General features: G+C 70.8%; 17 protein-coding genes. 7 read left to right on the forward strand and 10 right to left on the reverse strand.

Translation table 11 applies throughout. From position 1 onward, the window contains the following. Positions 1-663: 663 nt before the first annotated feature. Positions 664-1,077 carry an SsgA family sporulation/cell division regulator gene (locus ABIE67_RS18545; protein ID WP_370258758.1) on the forward strand — a complete coding sequence of 138 codons (414 nt, stop codon included), beginning with the start codon at positions 664-666 and terminating at the stop codon, positions 1,075-1,077. A gap of 37 nt (positions 1,078-1,114) precedes the next feature. Here ABIE67_RS18545 and ABIE67_RS18550 read toward each other — a convergent pair whose 3' ends face one another. Then, the gene (locus tag ABIE67_RS18550) at positions 1,115-2,521 is read right to left on the reverse strand and encodes an FAD-binding oxidoreductase (RefSeq protein ID WP_370258762.1); all 1,407 of its coding nucleotides are present in this window, start codon (positions 2,519-2,521) and stop codon (positions 1,115-1,117) included. A gap of 103 nt (positions 2,522-2,624) precedes the next feature. Here ABIE67_RS18550 and ABIE67_RS18555 point away from each other — a divergent pair, with 103 nt between their 5' ends. Continuing rightward, positions 2,625-4,202, forward strand: coding sequence for a hypothetical protein (locus tag ABIE67_RS18555; protein WP_370258767.1), 1,578 nt, complete (start codon positions 2,625-2,627; stop codon positions 4,200-4,202). Positions 4,203-4,263: 61 nt separating this feature from the next. On the opposite strand, the gene nthA is transcribed toward ABIE67_RS18555, so the two are convergent. From nthA to hppD, 5 genes are all read right to left on the reverse strand, one after another. Beyond that, positions 4,264-4,845 carry a nitrile hydratase subunit alpha gene (gene nthA / locus ABIE67_RS18560; protein WP_370258772.1) on the reverse strand — a complete coding sequence of 194 codons (582 nt, stop codon included), beginning with the start codon at positions 4,843-4,845 and terminating at the stop codon, positions 4,264-4,266. Then, positions 4,835-5,179, reverse strand: a complete 345-nt coding sequence (locus ABIE67_RS18565; RefSeq protein ID WP_370258777.1) for an SH3-like domain-containing protein — start codon at positions 5,177-5,179, stop codon at positions 4,835-4,837. The genes nthA and ABIE67_RS18565 overlap by 11 nt, the downstream gene beginning before the upstream one ends. Continuing rightward, positions 5,172-5,453: a hypothetical protein gene (locus tag ABIE67_RS18570; RefSeq protein ID WP_370258782.1), complete on the reverse strand. Its 282-nt coding sequence runs from the start codon at positions 5,451-5,453 to the stop codon at positions 5,172-5,174. Before ABIE67_RS18570 ends, ABIE67_RS18565 begins: the two co-directional genes overlap by 8 nt. A 20-nt stretch (positions 5,454-5,473) precedes the next feature. Continuing rightward, positions 5,474-6,334, reverse strand: a complete 861-nt coding sequence (locus ABIE67_RS18575) for a Teichoic acid biosynthesis protein C (Precursor) (RefSeq protein ID WP_370258786.1) — start codon at positions 6,332-6,334, stop codon at positions 5,474-5,476. Positions 6,335-6,486: 152 nt separating this feature from the next. Beyond that, on the reverse strand, positions 6,487-7,632 hold the full coding sequence (gene hppD, locus ABIE67_RS18580; protein ID WP_370258790.1) for a 4-hydroxyphenylpyruvate dioxygenase: 1,146 nt from the start codon (positions 7,630-7,632) through the stop codon (positions 6,487-6,489). A gap of 159 nt (positions 7,633-7,791) precedes the next feature. Here hppD and ABIE67_RS18585 point away from each other — a divergent pair, with 159 nt between their 5' ends. Genes ABIE67_RS18585 through ABIE67_RS18605 form a run of 5 tightly spaced genes read left to right on the forward strand, consistent with a single transcriptional unit; the run spans position 7,792 to position 12,017 of the window. Continuing rightward, entirely contained in the window at positions 7,792-8,271 is a 480-nt protein-coding gene (locus ABIE67_RS18585) for an Lrp/AsnC family transcriptional regulator (protein WP_370258793.1), read from the forward strand. Positions 8,272-8,295: 24 nt separating this feature from the next. Further along, positions 8,296-8,946 carry an ABC transporter permease gene (locus ABIE67_RS18590; protein ID WP_370258797.1) on the forward strand — a complete coding sequence of 217 codons (651 nt, stop codon included), beginning with the start codon at positions 8,296-8,298 and terminating at the stop codon, positions 8,944-8,946. Continuing rightward, complete coding sequence (locus ABIE67_RS18595; protein ID WP_370258801.1) at positions 8,936-10,177, forward strand: betaine/proline/choline family ABC transporter ATP-binding protein; 1,242 nt, start codon at positions 8,936-8,938, stop codon at positions 10,175-10,177. Before ABIE67_RS18590 ends, ABIE67_RS18595 begins: the two co-directional genes overlap by 11 nt. Further along, positions 10,174-11,052: an ABC transporter permease gene (locus ABIE67_RS18600; RefSeq protein WP_370258806.1), complete on the forward strand. Its 879-nt coding sequence runs from the start codon at positions 10,174-10,176 to the stop codon at positions 11,050-11,052. Before ABIE67_RS18595 ends, ABIE67_RS18600 begins: the two co-directional genes overlap by 4 nt. Further along, positions 11,049-12,017: a glycine betaine ABC transporter substrate-binding protein gene (locus ABIE67_RS18605; RefSeq protein WP_370258808.1), complete on the forward strand. Its 969-nt coding sequence runs from the start codon at positions 11,049-11,051 to the stop codon at positions 12,015-12,017. The genes ABIE67_RS18600 and ABIE67_RS18605 overlap by 4 nt, the downstream gene beginning before the upstream one ends. Positions 12,018-12,094: 77 nt before the next feature. Here the strand turns inward: ABIE67_RS18605 and ABIE67_RS18610 are convergent, their stop codons facing one another. The 4 genes from ABIE67_RS18610 to ABIE67_RS18625 all read right to left on the reverse strand — a co-directional run bounded on the left by ABIE67_RS18610 (position 12,095) and on the right by ABIE67_RS18625 (position 15,588). Beyond that, a complete protein-coding gene (locus ABIE67_RS18610; protein ID WP_370258812.1) occupies positions 12,095-12,886 on the reverse strand; it encodes a PDZ domain-containing protein in 792 nt (263 codons plus the stop codon). Positions 12,887-12,952: 66 nt separating this feature from the next. Continuing rightward, complete coding sequence (gene menC, locus ABIE67_RS18615) at positions 12,953-14,062, reverse strand: o-succinylbenzoate synthase (RefSeq protein WP_370258815.1); 1,110 nt, start codon at positions 14,060-14,062, stop codon at positions 12,953-12,955. Then, complete coding sequence (locus ABIE67_RS18620; protein ID WP_370258818.1) at positions 14,059-14,841, reverse strand: chorismate synthase; 783 nt, start codon at positions 14,839-14,841, stop codon at positions 14,059-14,061. Before ABIE67_RS18620 ends, menC begins: the two co-directional genes overlap by 4 nt. 105 nt (positions 14,842-14,946) lie before the next feature. Next, entirely contained in the window at positions 14,947-15,588 is a 642-nt protein-coding gene (locus tag ABIE67_RS18625; protein ID WP_370258822.1) for an IclR family transcriptional regulator, read from the reverse strand. Positions 15,589-15,798 lie beyond the last annotated feature (210 nt).

Below are 15,798 nucleotides of genomic sequence, written 5' to 3' on the forward strand. Positions count from 1 at the left end.
CTCGTGGGTCAAATAGGGGCCTCCACATCTATCAGACCGGCGCAACATGCACCGCCAGTCCCGTAGGACCCACCCCTTTCCGGGCAACCTCGCACACGTACCGCACACGTCCGGAACCGGGACGCGAAACCCCGCCCATCACGCACCCGCAGCACCGGTCGAGCGCCACCCGTTCGGGCACTGCTGCCCGTCGCTCGGCTGGGGGTCCGGGGGTCGCCCCCCGGGAAGACACAGCCAGACCGGCGCAACATGCACCGCCAGTCCCGTAGGACCCACCCCTTTCCGGGCAACCTCGCACACGTACCGCACACGTCCGGAACCGGGACGCGAAACCCCGGCCATCACGCACCCGCAGCACCGGTCGAGCGCCACCCGTTCGGGCACGGCTGCCCGTCGGTCGGCTGGGGGTCCGGGGGTCGCCCCCCCCGGGAAGACACAGCCAGACCGGCGCAACATGCACCGCCAGTCCCGTAGGACCCACCCCTTTCCGGGCAACCTCGCACACGTACCGCACACGTCCGGAACCCTCCCGGAAGTGGGCCGGGAAACGGACTCGAAAAAAGTTCCGCGAACCCGCGTAATGATCCGCGCCCCTGCTCCCTCTCCACTCGTACGGGCCCGTCCACAGGGACCGCGCGAGCCACGAGAGAGGACGTGTACGCCATGCATCACACCGTCGTAGAGCGCGAGCTGGAGCTTCGGCTCATTCTGTCGCCCGAGCGGAGCGTCCCGGTTCCGGCGCTGTTGAGCTATCACAGCGACGATCCGTACGCCGTGCACATCGCCTTCCACGTCAACTCCGACCACCCGGTGCACTGGACCTTCTCCCGCGATCTGCTCGTCGAGGGGGTGTTCCGGCCCTGCGGGTACGGGGACGTGCGCGTGTGGCCGACGAAGGTCGACGGGCGCAGCCTCGTGCTGATGGGGCTGAGCTCGCCCGACGGGGACGCCCTGCTGGAGGCGCCGGCGGCGCAGGTGTCGGCCTGGCTGGAGCGGACGTTGCGGGTGGTGCCGCCGGGGATGGAGGGCGAGCAGCTGGGGATCGACGACGCGCTCGATCAACTGCTCGCCCAGTGAGGCGTATCGGTGAGACGGGAGGAACAGGACGGGCCGGTCAGAACAGCTTGCCCGGGTTCAAGAGGCCCAGTGGGTCGAAGACCTGCTTGATTCCGCGCTGCATCTCGATGCCGACCGGGCCGATCTCGCGTGCCAGCCACTCCTTCTTCAGGACGCCCACGCCGTGCTCGCCGGTGATCGTGCCGCCCAGTTCCAGGCCGAGGGCCATGATCTCGTCGAAGGACTCGCGGGCGCGCCGGGACTCGTCGGGGTCGGCCGCGTCGAAGCACACGGTCGGGTGGGTGTTGCCGTCGCCGGCGTGGGCGACGACCCCGATGGTCAGCTGGTGCTTGTCCGCGATGCGTTCCACGCCCTCGATGAGGTCGCCCAGCCGGGACCGGGGTACGCACACGTCGTCGATCATCGTCACGCCGCGCACCGCTTCGAGCGCGGTGAGGGACAACCGGCGTGCCTGGAGGAGGAGTTCGGACTCGGCCGCGTCGTCCGCCGGCACCACCTGGGTGGCACCGGCCGCCTCGCACAGGGTGCCGACGGCGGCGAGGTCGGCGGTGGGGTCCGGGGTGTCGAAGGCGGCCAGGAGGAGGGCCTCGGTCGTCTCCGGCAGCCCCATGTTCGCGATGGTGTTGACCGCCTTGACCGTCGTACGGTCCATCAGTTCCAGCAACGACGGGACATGCCCGCCTTCCATGATCCGGCACACCGCGTCGCACGCGGCCGCCGCGGACGCGAACTCGGCGGCCAGCACGAGCTGCTGCGGCGGCTGCGGCTTCAGCGCCAGGACGGCCCGTACGACGATGCCGAGCGAGCCCTCGGAGCCGACGAAGAGGCGGGTCATGTCGTACCCCGCGACGCCCTTGGCCGTACGGCGGCCCGTGGACATCAGGCGCCCGTCGGCGAGGACGACGTCCAGGCCGAGGACGTACTCCGCCGTCACCCCGTACTTCACGCAGCACAGGCCGCCCGACGCGGTGCCGATGTTGCCGCCGATCGTGCACATCTCCCAGCTGGACGGGTCCGGCGGGTAGTACAGGCCGAGTTCGTTGACCGCGCGGGAGAGGGTGGCGTTGATGACGCCGGGCTCGACGACGGCGATGCGGTCGACGGGATTGATCTCCAGGATGCGGTCCATCCTGGTCAGGGACAGCACGATGCAGCCGTCGGAGGCGTTGGCCCCGCCCGACAGGCCCGTGCGGGCGCCCTGCGGGACGACCGGGACGCGCAGCTCGGTGGCGGTGCGCATGACGTGCTGGACCTCTTCGACCGTGCGCGGCAGCACGACCACGGCGGGGGCGCCGGCCGGGCAGAAGCTGGCCATGTCGTTGGCGTAGGACGCCGTGATGTCGGGGTCGGTCAGGACGGCCTCGGCGGGCAGACCCGCGAGCAGCCGCTCGGTGAGGTCACCCCGGGCCTGGTCGGGTGCGGCTTCGATACGGCTCATGATCACAGCGTGACACCCGGGGCCATCGGTGTGAACCCCATGTACGGCAGCCGGCGGCAGCCGGGTGTGGTCGTCGTATTGACGCCATGTTTCACGCACAGTGATCGCCATGGAGAACAGCGCCATGGGCGACAGCGCGACGGAGAGCATCACGACGCAGAGCAGCGCCACACAGAGCAGCGCCACGGAGAACGGCACCCCTACGGAGAGCGGCACCTCTGCTCGGAGCGGCACCTCCAAGGACGACGCGACGGGGAGCGGCGCCCCGAAGGACGGGCCGGGAAGCCCGGCGCGTCCGCGCAGCCGGCGTGGGGTGCTGATCGCCACGGTGGCGGGGTGTCTGGTGCTGGGCGGGGTGCTGACGCTGTTGCCGTCGGGGTCGGGCGGGACGGGTTCGCCCGCACCGGCGCCGGGGGCGCAGGCGCTGGCCGCGGTCACCACGGGGGTGCCCGCCGCGCTGCCCGATCTGGCGGTGCTGATCGACGAGCGCGAGGCGTACCTGCGGACGCATCCCAAGGACGCCTCGTCGTGGGCGGTGCTGGGGGCGGCGTATGTGGAACACGGGCGGCGGACCGCCGATCCGGGGTACTACCCGAAGGCCGAGAAGGCGCTGCGTACGTCGCTGAGGGTGCGGGAGCGCAACGCCGAGGCGCTCGACGGCATGGCGGCGCTGGCGAACGCGCGGCGGGACTTCGGCGCGGCGCGGACATGGAGCGAGGCGGCGCTGAAGGTGGACCGGAAGCGCTGGACGACGTATCCGCTGCTGATCGACGCGCAGACGGGGATGGGTGACTACAAGGCCGCCAAGCGGACGCTGGACCGGCTGCTGAAGCTGCGCTCGGGGCCGGCGGTGCGGGCGCGGGCCGCGGCCCTCTACCGGGACCGGGGCTGGCGGGAGGACGCGGCGGCGGCGCTGTCCGACGCGGCGGCCGGCGCCGAGGCCCCGGCCGAGCGGGCGGCGTATCTCGAACGGGCCGGGCAACTCGCCTGGGAACGCGGCGACCTGGAGGCGGCCCTGCGGCAGTTCCAGGAGGCGGTGCGCCTCGACCCCGACCAGCGGGCCGCGCTCGCCGGGCAGGGGCGGACGCTGGCCGCACTGGGTCGCTCGACGGAGGCGCTGAACGCGTACCGGGCGGCCCTCGCCAAGCAGCCGCTGCCCGAGTACGCGCTGGAGCTGGGCGAGTTGTACGAGTCACTGGGACTGGGTCAGGCGGCGCGCGTGCAGTACGACCTGCTGCGCGAGCGCGCGGCGCGGGCCGCGGCCGGGGGCGTGGACGAGGAACTGGTGCTGGGCCGCTTCGAGGCGGACCACGGCGACGCGGAGTTCGCCGTACGGCGGCTCAGGACCGAGTGGCGCCGGCAGCCGGGGATCGCGGTGGCCGACGCGCTGGGGTGGGCGCTGCACCGGGCCGGGGAGGACGAGGAGGCGCTGAAGTTCGCCCGCAAGGCGACCGACAGGCAGCACGGGGGCGGGGTGCGCAGCGCGCTGTACGTCTATCACCGGGGGATGATCGAGCGGGAGCTGGAGATGGCGGGGCCCGCGCGGCGGCATCTGGAGGAGGCGCTGCGGATCAATCCGCACTTCTCGCCTACGCGGGTGCCGTTGGCCGAGGCGGCCTTGGAGGCGCTCGGGGAGCCGTCGGTGGAGGACGTACCGGACATGGACGCGAAGCCGCGGCGGAAGTGAGGCCTACGTCTCCACCCTGCGCCTCCGCCTCTACGCTGCGCCTCCGCCTTCCGCCCTCGCCCTACACCACTGCCGTGCCGATCAGCGCGTTGCGCGTCACCAGTCCCGCCAGCTCCTCCTCACTCATCCCCGCCGTGCCCTCCGGGCGGCGCGGCAGCACCATGTAGCGGGATTCCGCGCTGGAGTCCCAGACCGTGACCCGCGTGCCGGGCGGCAGCTCCACCCCGAACTCGGCGAGGACCGCGCGGGGTTCGCGGACCACGCGGGAGCGGTACGCCTCGGACTTGTACCAGCTGGGGGACGGGCCGAGGAGACGCAGCGGGTAACAGGAGCAGAGGGTGCAGACGATGACGTTGTGGGTGGTGGCGGTGTTCTCCACCACCCGCAGGCGCTGGTACGAGCCGTCCATGTAGCCGAGTTCCCGGACGGCCGCCGTTCCGTCCCGCAGCAGACGGGACTTGAACGCCTCGTCGGTCCACGCCCGGGCGACGACGCGCGCCCCGTTCGCGGGCGAGGACTCCGCGAGGAAGGCGTCGATCACCTCGTCCACCTTCTCGCCGGTGACCAGGCCCTTCTCCTCAAGGAGGGTCTCCAGCCGCCGTACCCGCCGGGCGATCGTGGCGTCGGTGTGGTCACCGCTCATCGGGCGTACCTTCCTCGTCGTCTTCCTCGTCGTCTTCCCAGTCCTCTTCCAGGTCTTCTTCCAGGTCTTCTTCCAAGTAGCTTTCCCACAGGTCCAGTACGACGTGGTGATCGCCCTCGCCCCACAGGTCACGGGCCTCGAAGCGGACCGCGTAGATCTGCTCGACGGGCGCGTCGCCGGAGCCCCGCGCGCTGATGTCGGGCAGTTCGTCCGGGCCCTCCGGCTCGACGACCACGCCGCGCTTGCCGCGCGCGTACCGCGGCAGGCGGGTGTGGTGGGGCGGGTCGTGGTGGAAGGTGCGGACGCGGGTGCCGGGCGGGAAGCGGTCAGTCATCCAGCTCACCCGGCTCGATCACGCCCTTGCGCTCCAGCAGCGCGCAGATCGCGGTGAACCAGCGCTCGTAGTACGACGCCGCCAGGTACTCCGCGGGCGGCATCGACTCGATCGCGTCCCGGAACTCGTTCGTGTTGAAGACGCCCTGCGCGCGCAGCGCGTTGAAGAGGCCGACGACCCGCGCCTCCCAGTCCGCGTGGAACGGTTCGGTGTCGTCGCTCGTGTCGATGGCGCCGAACCCCTGCGTACCGCCGACGTCGTTGATCCTGGCCATGGGGTCAGCGTACGGCCGCCTCAGGCCGGGTGCGGCTTGTAGTAGATCGAGAACCTGCGCGCCCCCTCCGGCCCGGACGCGACCCCCAGACAGAGCCGGGGTTCGGGGCCGCGGCGGACGGCGAGGCCCTCCGGTTCGCGGTGGTCGAGGGAGTGGCCGGCCTCGGTGCGCTGCCGGTCGAGCAGGCGGCCGGTGCTGGTGTCGAGGCAGGAGACGTGGACGTTGCCGCGCTTGGCGGGCGGGTTGGTCCTGGCGTCGTACGCGGTCCCGGCCAGTTGGTAGAGGTGGTCGCCGTGCAGGGCGTACCCCTGGAACGGGATCGCCGGGTCGGGATGCGCGCCGGTCTGCGGGAAGTCGGCGATCGGCTCGGAGTAGTCGCGGGCGACGAACGCGTCCAGGTCCCAGATCCGGTAGCGGGGCTTGTCGTCGACGCGGTGGCGGACGGCGATGCGCCGCGAGACCGGGCAGACCGACGGCTGGTTGTGGGTGGAGCCGGGGATCGGGTGGCGGACCTTGACGTCCTCCCCCGTGCGGACGGCGCCGGCGACGAAGCGGAAGCGGGTGACGCCCCTGCCGTAGCCGCCCTTGGCGTCGGCCTCGGTCCAGATCCACACGGTGCCGTCGGACGTGTGCTGCACTCCCATGCTGACGCCGTGCCCGAAGCCGCGCAGATACATGTGGCCCAGCCGCTTGCCCCGGTAGTCGAGCCGGTTGAGGCAGAGGTCGCCTGCCGTGGAGCCGCCCCGGGTGAGCTGGAGGACGTAGAGATGCTCGTTCGCCTCGTCGAAGGCGAACGACTGAAGGATCGTCGGCTCCTTGAGGGTGTCCTTCTTCCACAGCCAGCGCTCGGACGGTGTGGACAGGTCGAACGGGTCGGCCACTCTTCTCTCCCCGGGTCGTGCGGGCGCCCCGTGACGCCCGCACGACTGGAGAGGCCCGAGCGGGCCGTTGTGGTTGCGCTTTCTACGTTGCGCTTTCTGCGACTTCACAGGCTTCGCAGAAGCTTCATCGCAGCAGCTTCATCGCGGAGACTTCAGAGGTTCCCGCGCTTGGCCTGCTCCCGCTCGATCGCCTCGAACAGGGCCTTGAAGTTGCCCTTGCCGAAGCCCATGGAGCCGTGCCGCTCGATGATCTCGAAGAAGACCGTCGGACGGTCCTGGACCGGCTTGGTGAAGATCTGCAGCAGATAGCCGTCCTCGTCGCGGTCCGCGAGGATCTTCAGCTCGCGCAGGGTCTCGACGGGCACGCGGGTGTCGCCGACCCACTCGCCGAGGGTGTCGTAGTACGAGTCGGGGGTGTCGAGGAACTGCACGCCGGCCGCGCGCATCGTCCGGACGGTCGCGACGATGTCGTTCGTGTTGAGCGCGATGTGCTGGACGCCGGCGCCGCCGTAGAACTCCAGGTACTCGTCGATCTGGGACTTCTTCTTGGCGATGGCGGGCTCGTTGATCGGGAACTTGACCTTGAGCGTGCCGTCGGCCACGACCTTCGACATCAGGGCGCTGTACTCGGTCGCGATGTCGTCGCCCACGAACTCCTTCATGTTCGTGAAGCCCATGACCTTGTTGTAGAAGCCCACCCATTCGTTCATCCGGCCGAGCTCGACGTTGCCCACGCAGTGGTCGATGGCCTGGAAGGTGCGCTGGGCGGGCGGCTCGACCATGGGGCTCGCCGCCACATAGCCGGGGAGGTACGGGCCGTCGTAGCCGGTGCGCTCGACGAGGGTGTGGCGGGTCTCGCCGTACGTCGCGATGGCGGCCAGGACGACCGTGCCGTGCTCGTCCTTCAGCTCGTACGGCTCGGCGACGGAGGTGGCGCCGTGCTCGAGCGCGTACTCGTACGCCCGCCGCGCGTCCGGGACCTCGATGGCGAGGTCGACGACGCCGTCTCCGTGCTCGGCCACGTGCTGGGCGAGGAAGTGGCCCCAGGCGGTGGCGGGCTTGATGACGGAGGTGAGGACGAAACGGGCGGAGCCGTTCTCCAGCACGTAGCTCGCGGTCTCGCGGCTGCCGTTCTCCGGTCCGGAGTAGGCCACGAGGCGCATGCCGAAGGCGGTCGAGTAGTAGTGCGCCGCCTGCTTGGCGTTGCCCACGGCGAAGACGACCGCGTCCATTCCCTTGACCGGGAAGGGGTCGGCCTGCCGGGCGGTGTCGGGAGTGTGGTGTGTGGTCTGCGTCATAGGCGCAGCCTCACTCCGGTGCGGCAAGGTGCGCAATAGTTTGGTTTCTCGCTGGGCAATCTGCTCAGTGATGGGCGCGCTTCTGCGGCATTTCTGTACAGGATGACCACCCGAGCGGAGAGGGTCGTCGAAGGATCGCGAGGGAGAGGACGGACTGTCGTGGCGATCGATCATCTGGACGGGCGGATCATCCTGCTGCTGGCGCGGGAGCCGCGGATCGGGGTGCTGGAGATGTCCCGGCGGCTGGGGGTGGCCCGCGGGACCGTGCAGGCGCGGCTGGACCGGCTTCAGTCGAACGGAGTCATCCGCGGGTTCGGTCCCGAGGTGGACCCGGCGGCGCTCGGGTATCCGGTCACCGCCTTCGCGACGCTGCAGATCCGGCAGGGGCAAGGGGCCGACGTACGGGCCCACTTGGCGACCGTGCCGGAGGTGCTGGAGCTGCACACCACCACCGGTACCGGGGACATGCTGTGCCGTCTCGTCGCGCGCTCCAACGCCGATCTCCAGCGTGTGATCGACCGGGTTGTCGGTTTCGATGGGATCGTCCGGGCCTCCACGGCGATCGTGATGGAGAACCCCGTCCCGCTGCGGATCATCCCGTTGGTGGAGCAGGCGGCGGAGGACCGGGAGAACAGCTAGCCCGCGATGTGGTGGGGAGTCCGTGTGAGCTTCTGGGAGTACCTGGGCAACCGCCACCAGCAGCTGCTCACCGACGCCTTGCAGCACGCCAGTGCCGTCTTCCAGTGCATGGTCGTGGCGACCCTGCTCGGGGTGCTGATCGGCGTGGCCACGTACCGGAGCGAGTGGGCGGGCAACTTCGCCACGCTCACCACCTCGGGCATTCTGACCATTCCGTCGCTGGCCATGATCGGTCTGCTCATCCCGATCGTGGGACTGGGCGTTCCGCCCACGGTGATCGCACTGACGCTGTACGGCCTGCTGCCGATCGTGCGCAACGCGATCGTCGGGCTGCGCGGCGTCGACCCGACGCTGGTGGACGCGGCCCGGGGCATCGGTATGTCCCGTCTCGCGCAGCTGCTGAGGGTGGAGCTGCCGCTGGCCTGGCCACCCGTCCTGACCGGGATCCGGGTCTCGACGCAGATGCTGATGGGCATCGCGGCGATCGCGGCGTACGCCTCCGGCCCCGGCCTCGGCAATGTGATCTTCCGCGGTCTCGCCTCGCTGGGCAGCGCGAACGCGCTCAACCAGGTGCTCGCCGGCACGCTCGGGATCATCGTCCTGGCGCTGCTGTTCGACGCCGCGTACGTCCTGATCGGGCGGCTGACCATTCCGAGGGGGATCCGTGTCCGATAGCGACCACCACGGCGCCTCCATCGAGCTGGAGAACCTGACCAAGCGGTATCCGGGCAGCCCGCAGCCGGCCGTGGACGACGTGAACATGGAGATCAAGGCAGGCGAGGTGGTCATCTTCGTCGGCCCCTCCGGGTGCGGGAAGTCCACGACGCTCAAGATGATCAACCGGCTGATCGAACCGACCGGCGGCCGTATCCGCATCGGCGGCGAGGACGTCACCGACATCGACCCGGTGAAGCTGCGCCGCAAGGTCGGCTACGCGATCCAGTCCGCCGGGCTCTTCCCGCACATGACGGTCGCGCAGAACATCGCGCTCGTGCCGAAGATGATCGGCTGGTCGAAGACGCGGATCACGTCGCGGGTCGAAGAGCTGCTCGACCTCGTCGGGCTGGACGTCGGGGAGTTCCGCGGCCGGTACCCGCGCCAGCTGTCCGGCGGTCAGCAGCAACGTGTGGGCGTGGCACGGGCGTTGGCCGCAGATCCGCCCGTCCTGCTGATGGACGAGCCGTTCGGCGCGGTCGACCCGATCACCCGTGATCACCTCCAGGACGAGTTGATCAGGCTGCAGCACGAGCTGCACAAGACGATCGTCTTCGTCACGCACGACTTCGACGAGGCGATCAAACTCGGTGACCGTATCGCCGTACTGCGCGAACGGTCCCACATCGCTCAGTTCGACACCCCCGAGGCGATCCTCACCAACCCGGCGGACGACTTCGTGTCCGGGTTCGTGGGTGCCGGGGCGGCGCTGAAGAGGCTGAACCTGAGCCGCGTACGGGATGTGGAGATCACCGACTATCCGACGGTGACCGTCGACGACCCGCTGCAGGAGATCTTCAACCGGCTCCGGTCCAGCGGCACGAACGAGATCCTGCTGCTCGACAAGCGCAGACGGCCGTACAAGTGGCTGCGGCGCGGCGACCTGATGCGGGCCAGGGGTTCGCTGGCGCGGGCCGGGACGCTGGTGCACGACACGGTGACCCGGGACGCCACGCTGCGGGACGCCCTGGAGGCGGTCCTCATCGACAACGCGGGGCGGGTCGCGGTGACCGGACGGCGCGGTGAGTACACGGGCGTCGTCGACATGGAGACGCTGATGAACTCCGTGCACGAGCTGCTGGAGGCGGACCGGCTGGAGGCGTTGGAGGCCCAGCACGACCTGGAGGGGGCACGGGCCGAGCGGACGCACGCCGAGCAGGAGGGCGGCGACGGAGGGGAGAAGAAGGCGTGAGCAGCCCCGAAGCCCCCGGGACGAGGCCGACGGCGCCGGAGGAGCCCGACGCGGCAGGCACGGCCTGGAGGAGCGACACGGGCGACACGGGCGACACGGGCGAACGCCCCTCTCCCTCCTCCGCCGCCACGAAGCCCGCTCCCCGGAAGGTGAGTTGGCAGAAGCTCACCTTCGTGCCCGCCCTGCTGGTGGCGATGCTGCTCGCAACCTGGCTGTGGTTCCAGCAGGCGGACCTGGACGCGGTCTCCGAGAACGCGCTGTCCGGCGGGCAGGTCTCCAAGGCCCTGTGGCAGCACGTCGAACTCACGGTGATCTCCACCTTCTTCGTGCTGATCATCGCGATCCCGCTGGGGATCCTGCTCACCCGGCGGGCGTTCCGGAAGGCGACCCCGGTGGCCATGGCGTTCGCCAACATGGGCCAGGCGACCCCCGCGATCGGCCTGCTCGCCCTGCTGGTGATCTGGCTCGGCATCGGCCGGAGGGCCGCCCTGATCGGCATGATCGCCTACGCCGTCCTGCCCGTGCTGTCCAACACGATCGCCGGTCTCAAGGCGAACGACCCGACACTGCTGGAGGCGGCGCGCGGCATCGGCATGTCCCCGACGGGCGTGCTGAGGCGGGTGGAACTACCCCTCGCCGTCCCGCTGATCCTCGCGGGCGTCCGCACGGCCCTGGTCCTGAACGTCGGTACGGCGACCCTGGCGGTCTTCGGCGGAGGCGGTGGCCTCGGAGTGCTGATCACGGCCGGCATCACCAACCAGCGCATGCCGGTGCTGGTGCTGGGCTCGGTCCTCACAGTCGCCCTCGCCCTGCTGGTGGACTGGCTGGCGTCGCTGGCGGAAGTGCTGCTGCGGCCGCGGGGGCTGGAGACATGAGGCGCCGGGCGAGCGTGCTCCTGGCGGCGGGGCTGCTGGTGGCGGCCTCGGCCGGCGGCTGTGGTCTGACGAGCGGCTCCCCCATGGCCGACGACGTACGGCCCGGCACGATCGGCCGGGGTGAGCCGCTGAAGGGCGCCGAGCTGACGGTGACGTCGAAGTCGTTCACCGAGCAGCTCATCCTCGGCGCGATCATGGGCATCGCCTTCGAGGCGGCCGGCGCGGAGGTGCTCGACCGCACCGGCATCCAGGGCTCCATCGGCAGCCGGGAGGCGGTGCGGAAGGGGGACGCCGACTCCGGGTACGAGTACACGGGCACGGCCTGGATCACGTACCTGGGCCGCAGCGAGCCCATCCCGGACCCGCACGCGCAGTGGGAGGCGGTGCGCGAGGCCGACGCGAAGAACGGGGTGACCTGGCTCCGGCCCTCCGCGCTGAACAACACCTACGCCCTGGCGATGAACCAGGCGAACCACAGGAAGTACCGCACGAACACCCTCTCCGAGGTGGCCGCGCTGTCGAAGTCCGACCCCGGCGCGGTGACCCTGTGCGTCGAGGTCGAGTTTGCCAACCGGGCGGACGGACTGCCGGGCATGGAGAAGGCCTACGGCATGGACGTGCCGGCGAAGAACATCACCCAGATGGACACCGGGATCATCTACACCCAGGTCGCGAAGGGCAGTTGCCTCTACGGCGAGGTCTTCACGACGGACGGCCGCATCAAGTCGATGAACCTCGTGGTCATGCAGGACGACAAGAAGTTCTTCCCCAACTACAACGCCGCCCCCATGATCAACTCCAGGACCCTGAAGAAGTGGCCGGCCATCCCCGAGGTCCTCGACCCGATCAGCGAGAAGCTGAACAACTCCGTGGCGCGGGACCTCAACGCGAAGGTGGACGTGGACGGGGAGGATCCGCATCAGGTGGCGTTGGAGTGGATGAAGGAGGAGGGGTTCGTGAAGTAGTTTTCGTGAAGTAGTTCACGAGGTCCGTGAGCTAGTGCACGAAGCAGGGGGGCTCCCAAGAACCCGTTGCGAAGCCTCTAGCAGGCCGGGACCGCGCCCTTGCCCGACTCCAGCGCCTCCAGCGCGTTCACCGCGCCCTTCAGCGTGGTCACCGGGATGAGCCGCAGGCCCTTCGGCAGTTCCGCCTTCGCGTCGGAGCACTCCGCCTTCGGGACCAGGAAGACCGTCGCGCCGTCCCGCTTGGCCGCCTGGGTCTTCAGGGACACGCCACCGACCGCGCCGACCTTGCCGGCAGCGTCGATCGTGCCCGTGCCGGCGATGGTGCGGCCGCCGGTGAGGTCGCCGCCCGCGCCGTCGCCGTTGAGCTTGTCGATGATGCCCAGGGAGAAGAGGAGGCCGGCGCTGGGGCCGCCCACGTCCGCGAGGGTCAGGGTGACCTTGACGTTCTTGTCGTTCAGGTCGAGGTGGTTCAGCGCGGCCTCGGTCGCGGCGTCCTGGGACTCCCTCATCTGCTCGGTGTTGTACTGCTCGATCTCCCGGGTGCTCTGGCCGCTCGGGTAGACCGAGTCGCGCGGCATGACCGCCTCGTCCGTGCGGAACCAGGCGTCGATCACGTCACCGAGCCGCACGTCCGTGTCGGGGGAGGTCGCCTCGATGGTCGTCATGCGCAGCTGGCCGCTCGTGTCCCGGGTCGGCGCACCGGAGATCGTGATCACCGGTTCGCCCTTGTTCTCGCCCAGCACGTCCGCCGTCAGGCCGGGCTGCGTCAGCGAGAACGGCAGGGGCGCGAAGGCCGCCGTGGCGAGCAGGGCCACGACCGGCAGGGCGCAGACGGCGACGGCCCGGGGGCGCGTGAGGCGAGAGAACACGGGATCAATCTAACGTGGTGGCGGATTCCGGCCGGGTGCAGGTCGGAGCTGCCCAGGTTGCCCCATTCAGGTCACGTACAGGTCTCGCCGCTCCCTGGTGAAGCGCCGCAGCGCCTCCGGCAGGGGCGCCACCCCGATGCCCGGCGTCCGCGGCACCGGCAGGTGGCCGTCCACCAGCACGAACGGCTCCGTGATGTCCTCGGCGAAGTAGCGGCTGGACGCCGAGGTGTCCCCGGGCAGCGTGAATCCGGGCAGGGCGGCCAGCGCCAGGTTCGGGGCGCGGCCGATCCCCGTCTCCAGCATGCCGCCGCACCACACCGGCACCCCGTGCGCGTACGCCACGTCATGGACCCGCCGCGCCTCCAGGTATCCCCCGACCCGCGCGGGCTTCACGTTCACGACCCGGCACGCGTCCATCGCGATCGCGGACGCGGTGTCGCGGGCGTTGTGCAGCGACTCGTCCAGGCAGACGGGGGTGGCGACGCGCTGCTGGAGGCGGGCGTGGGCGTACAGGTTGTTCTCCGCGAGCGGCTCCTCGATCAGCAGCAGCCCGAACTCGTCGAGGCGCCGCAGATGCTCGGCGTCCGCGAGCGTGTACGCCGTGTTGGCGTCGACCTGGAGCGGCAGCTCCGCCCCGAAGCGCTCGCGCACGGCCCGTACCGGCTCCAGATCCCAGCCGGGCTCGATCTTCAGCTTGATCCGGACGTAGCCCTCGGCGAGATACCGCTCGACGTCGTCCAGCAGTTCGGCGACGGTCTCCCGGATGCCGACGGACACTCCCGCCGGCACCCTCTCCCGCACCGCCCCGAGATACGTCGCCAGCGGCATCCCGTACGACCGCAGCTCCGCGTCGAGTACGGCCGTCTCCAGCGCCGCCTTCGCCAGCTCGTGTCCCTTGATCTTCTCCGTCGCCGGGGCGAGGTGGGCCGTACCGAGGACGGGGAGCGCGGCGACGCGCGGCAGCAGGAAGTCGCGCAGCACGATCTCCGCACCGGCCACGAACTCGGAGCAGTACAGCGGCTCGGGGTCGGCCGCGAACTCCGACCAGCCCTCGGCCGAGTCCGTGACGACGTGCAGGAGGAAGGTGTCCTTCGTCGTCATCGTGCCGAAGGACGTGCGGAAGGGGGTGACCAGGGGGATCGCCACGTGGACGATCTCGACGCGTTCGAGCTTCACGAGGTGGCCTCCCGGCGGGTGAGCGTGTACCAGCCGTCCCGGGACATGCCCGTCGCCGTGAACCCCTCGGCGAAGGCCTTCGTGAACACCTCGCGCACGGCCCGCCGCCAGCCCAGCGCCAGCTCGGGGTCCGCGGCCCGCAGCGCCACTATGTCGTCCGGCACACGGCACCAGACGTGGCGGTCCCGCGGGTCCCGGCGGGCGAGCGGGCCGCCGTCGGGGGCGGTATGCGTGACCGACGCGACCTCGCGGTCCCGGGTGCCGGGCCCGGAGTCGTACGACTCCTCCCGCGGCGGGCCGACCAGGTTCCAGCTCACTTCCAGCCGGTCCGTCTCGTCGCCGTCGTTCACGCCGTCCGCCATGGGGCCGTAGAAGTCGACGAGGTAGTCGGTGCCGGTGGCGCCGAGCTTGACGAAGTTGAACCGGGCGTTCCGGCCGACCAGGGGATCGAAGGTCCAGCGCATGGTGAGCGCCCCGAGCTCCACCGCCCACGCCCGCTGCGCCCGCTTGACCTGCGGTCCGAGCCCCCGCTCGGCGGCGGCCAGCAGCGAGTACGTCTCCCGCGAGGCCGGCGGCCCGAACACGGCGACGCAGGCCCCGACCAGCCGTTCCCCGTCGTACGCGGCGTGCACCGCCCCACCCGCGTGGGCAAGGCTGTTCAGCGTCTCGGGCAGCAGGGGCGGTGCGCTGCGGGGCGTCTGCCATACGTCACTGAAGTAGTCGGCGACAGCGGCGAACCCGGCGGGCTCGTGGACGGTGCGGATGCTCAGTGAGGTCATGACACGAGTGTCGGAGGTGGCGCGGGGCCCTGCCTAGTGACCCGCGCGCCACCGCAACGCCTTCGCCACGTCCCGCGCCGCTTCACAGCCGCGTCCCTCGCCCCGTCACCGCAGCGCCTCCGCCACCTCCCGCGCGGCGTCCACGACCCGCGGTCCCACCCGCTCCGGCACCGCGTCGGCCAGCATCACCACGCCCACGCTGCCCTCGACGCCCGTGACGCCGATCAGCGGCGCGGCCGCCCCGCTCGCTCCCGCCTCCAACTCCCCGTGGGTCAAGGTGTATCCGGGGTCGTCCAGCGGCTGGTGCCGGGCGGCGAGGATCGCCCGGCCCGCGGCCCCGCGGTCCAGGGGGTGCCGGAAACCGGCCCGATAGGCCACGTGGTAGTCCGTCCACGTCGGTTCGACCACGGCGACGGCCAGCGCTTCCGTGCCGTCCACCAGCGTCAGATGGGCCGTCGCCCCGATGTCCTCGGCGAGGGAGCGCAGCGCGGGCAGCGCGGCCTCCCGGACCAGTGGATGCACCTGTCGGCCCAGTCGCAGCACGCCCAGCCCGACCCGGGCGCGGCCGCCCAGGTCACGGCGTACGAGTGCGTGCTGTTCAAGCGTGGCGAGCAGCCGGTACACAACGGTCCGGTTCACGCCCAGTTTGTTGGAAAGCTCGGTGACGGTCAGCCCGTGGTCCGTGTCGGCCAGCAGCTTGAGGACACGCAGTCCTCGGTCGAGCGTCTGAGAGGTCTCCGCGGTCACGACGCCCACTCCTTAGTGGTGAGGTCGGCAGCCCCCTCGCGGCGGATGCGTCACCGAGTCCCGTCAGTGACGCGCTTCAGAGGCCGCCGATCGGCCGGCGGCCCGGGCTGTCCCCGGACCGCGTCGCTTCACGGCTGCGCTCCGCGGCGGCGCTGCCACGGGGCGTGTGCGTAGCGGGACATTAGCGAAGCCGGTTCGCTGAGCGGAAGG

Source organism: Streptomyces sp. V4I8 (assembly GCF_041261225.1).
GTDB lineage: Bacteria > Actinomycetota > Actinomycetes > Streptomycetales > Streptomycetaceae > Streptomyces.

Excerpts from the sequence above, each read along its gene's own strand:
- ABIE67_RS18565 (WP_370258777.1), bottom strand. The coding sequence starts at position 5,179 with ATGACTGACCGCTTCCCGCCCGGCACCCGCGTCCGCACCTTCCACCAC.
- ABIE67_RS18620 (WP_370258818.1), bottom strand. The coding sequence starts at position 14,841 with ATGACCTCACTGAGCATCCGCACCGTCCACGAGCCCGCCGGGTTCGCC.
- ABIE67_RS18545 (WP_370258758.1), top strand. The coding sequence starts at position 664 with ATGCATCACACCGTCGTAGAGCGCGAGCTGGAGCTTCGGCTCATTCTG.
- ABIE67_RS18570 (WP_370258782.1), bottom strand. The coding sequence starts at position 5,453 with ATGGCCAGGATCAACGACGTCGGCGGTACGCAGGGGTTCGGCGCCATC.
- nthA (WP_370258772.1), bottom strand. The coding sequence starts at position 4,845 with ATGAGCGGTGACCACACCGACGCCACGATCGCCCGGCGGGTACGGCGG.
- ABIE67_RS18555 (WP_370258767.1), top strand. The coding sequence starts at position 2,625 with ATGGAGAACAGCGCCATGGGCGACAGCGCGACGGAGAGCATCACGACG.
- ABIE67_RS18605 (WP_370258808.1), top strand. The coding sequence starts at position 11,049 with ATGAGGCGCCGGGCGAGCGTGCTCCTGGCGGCGGGGCTGCTGGTGGCG.
- hppD (WP_370258790.1), bottom strand. The coding sequence starts at position 7,632 with ATGACGCAGACCACACACCACACTCCCGACACCGCCCGGCAGGCCGAC.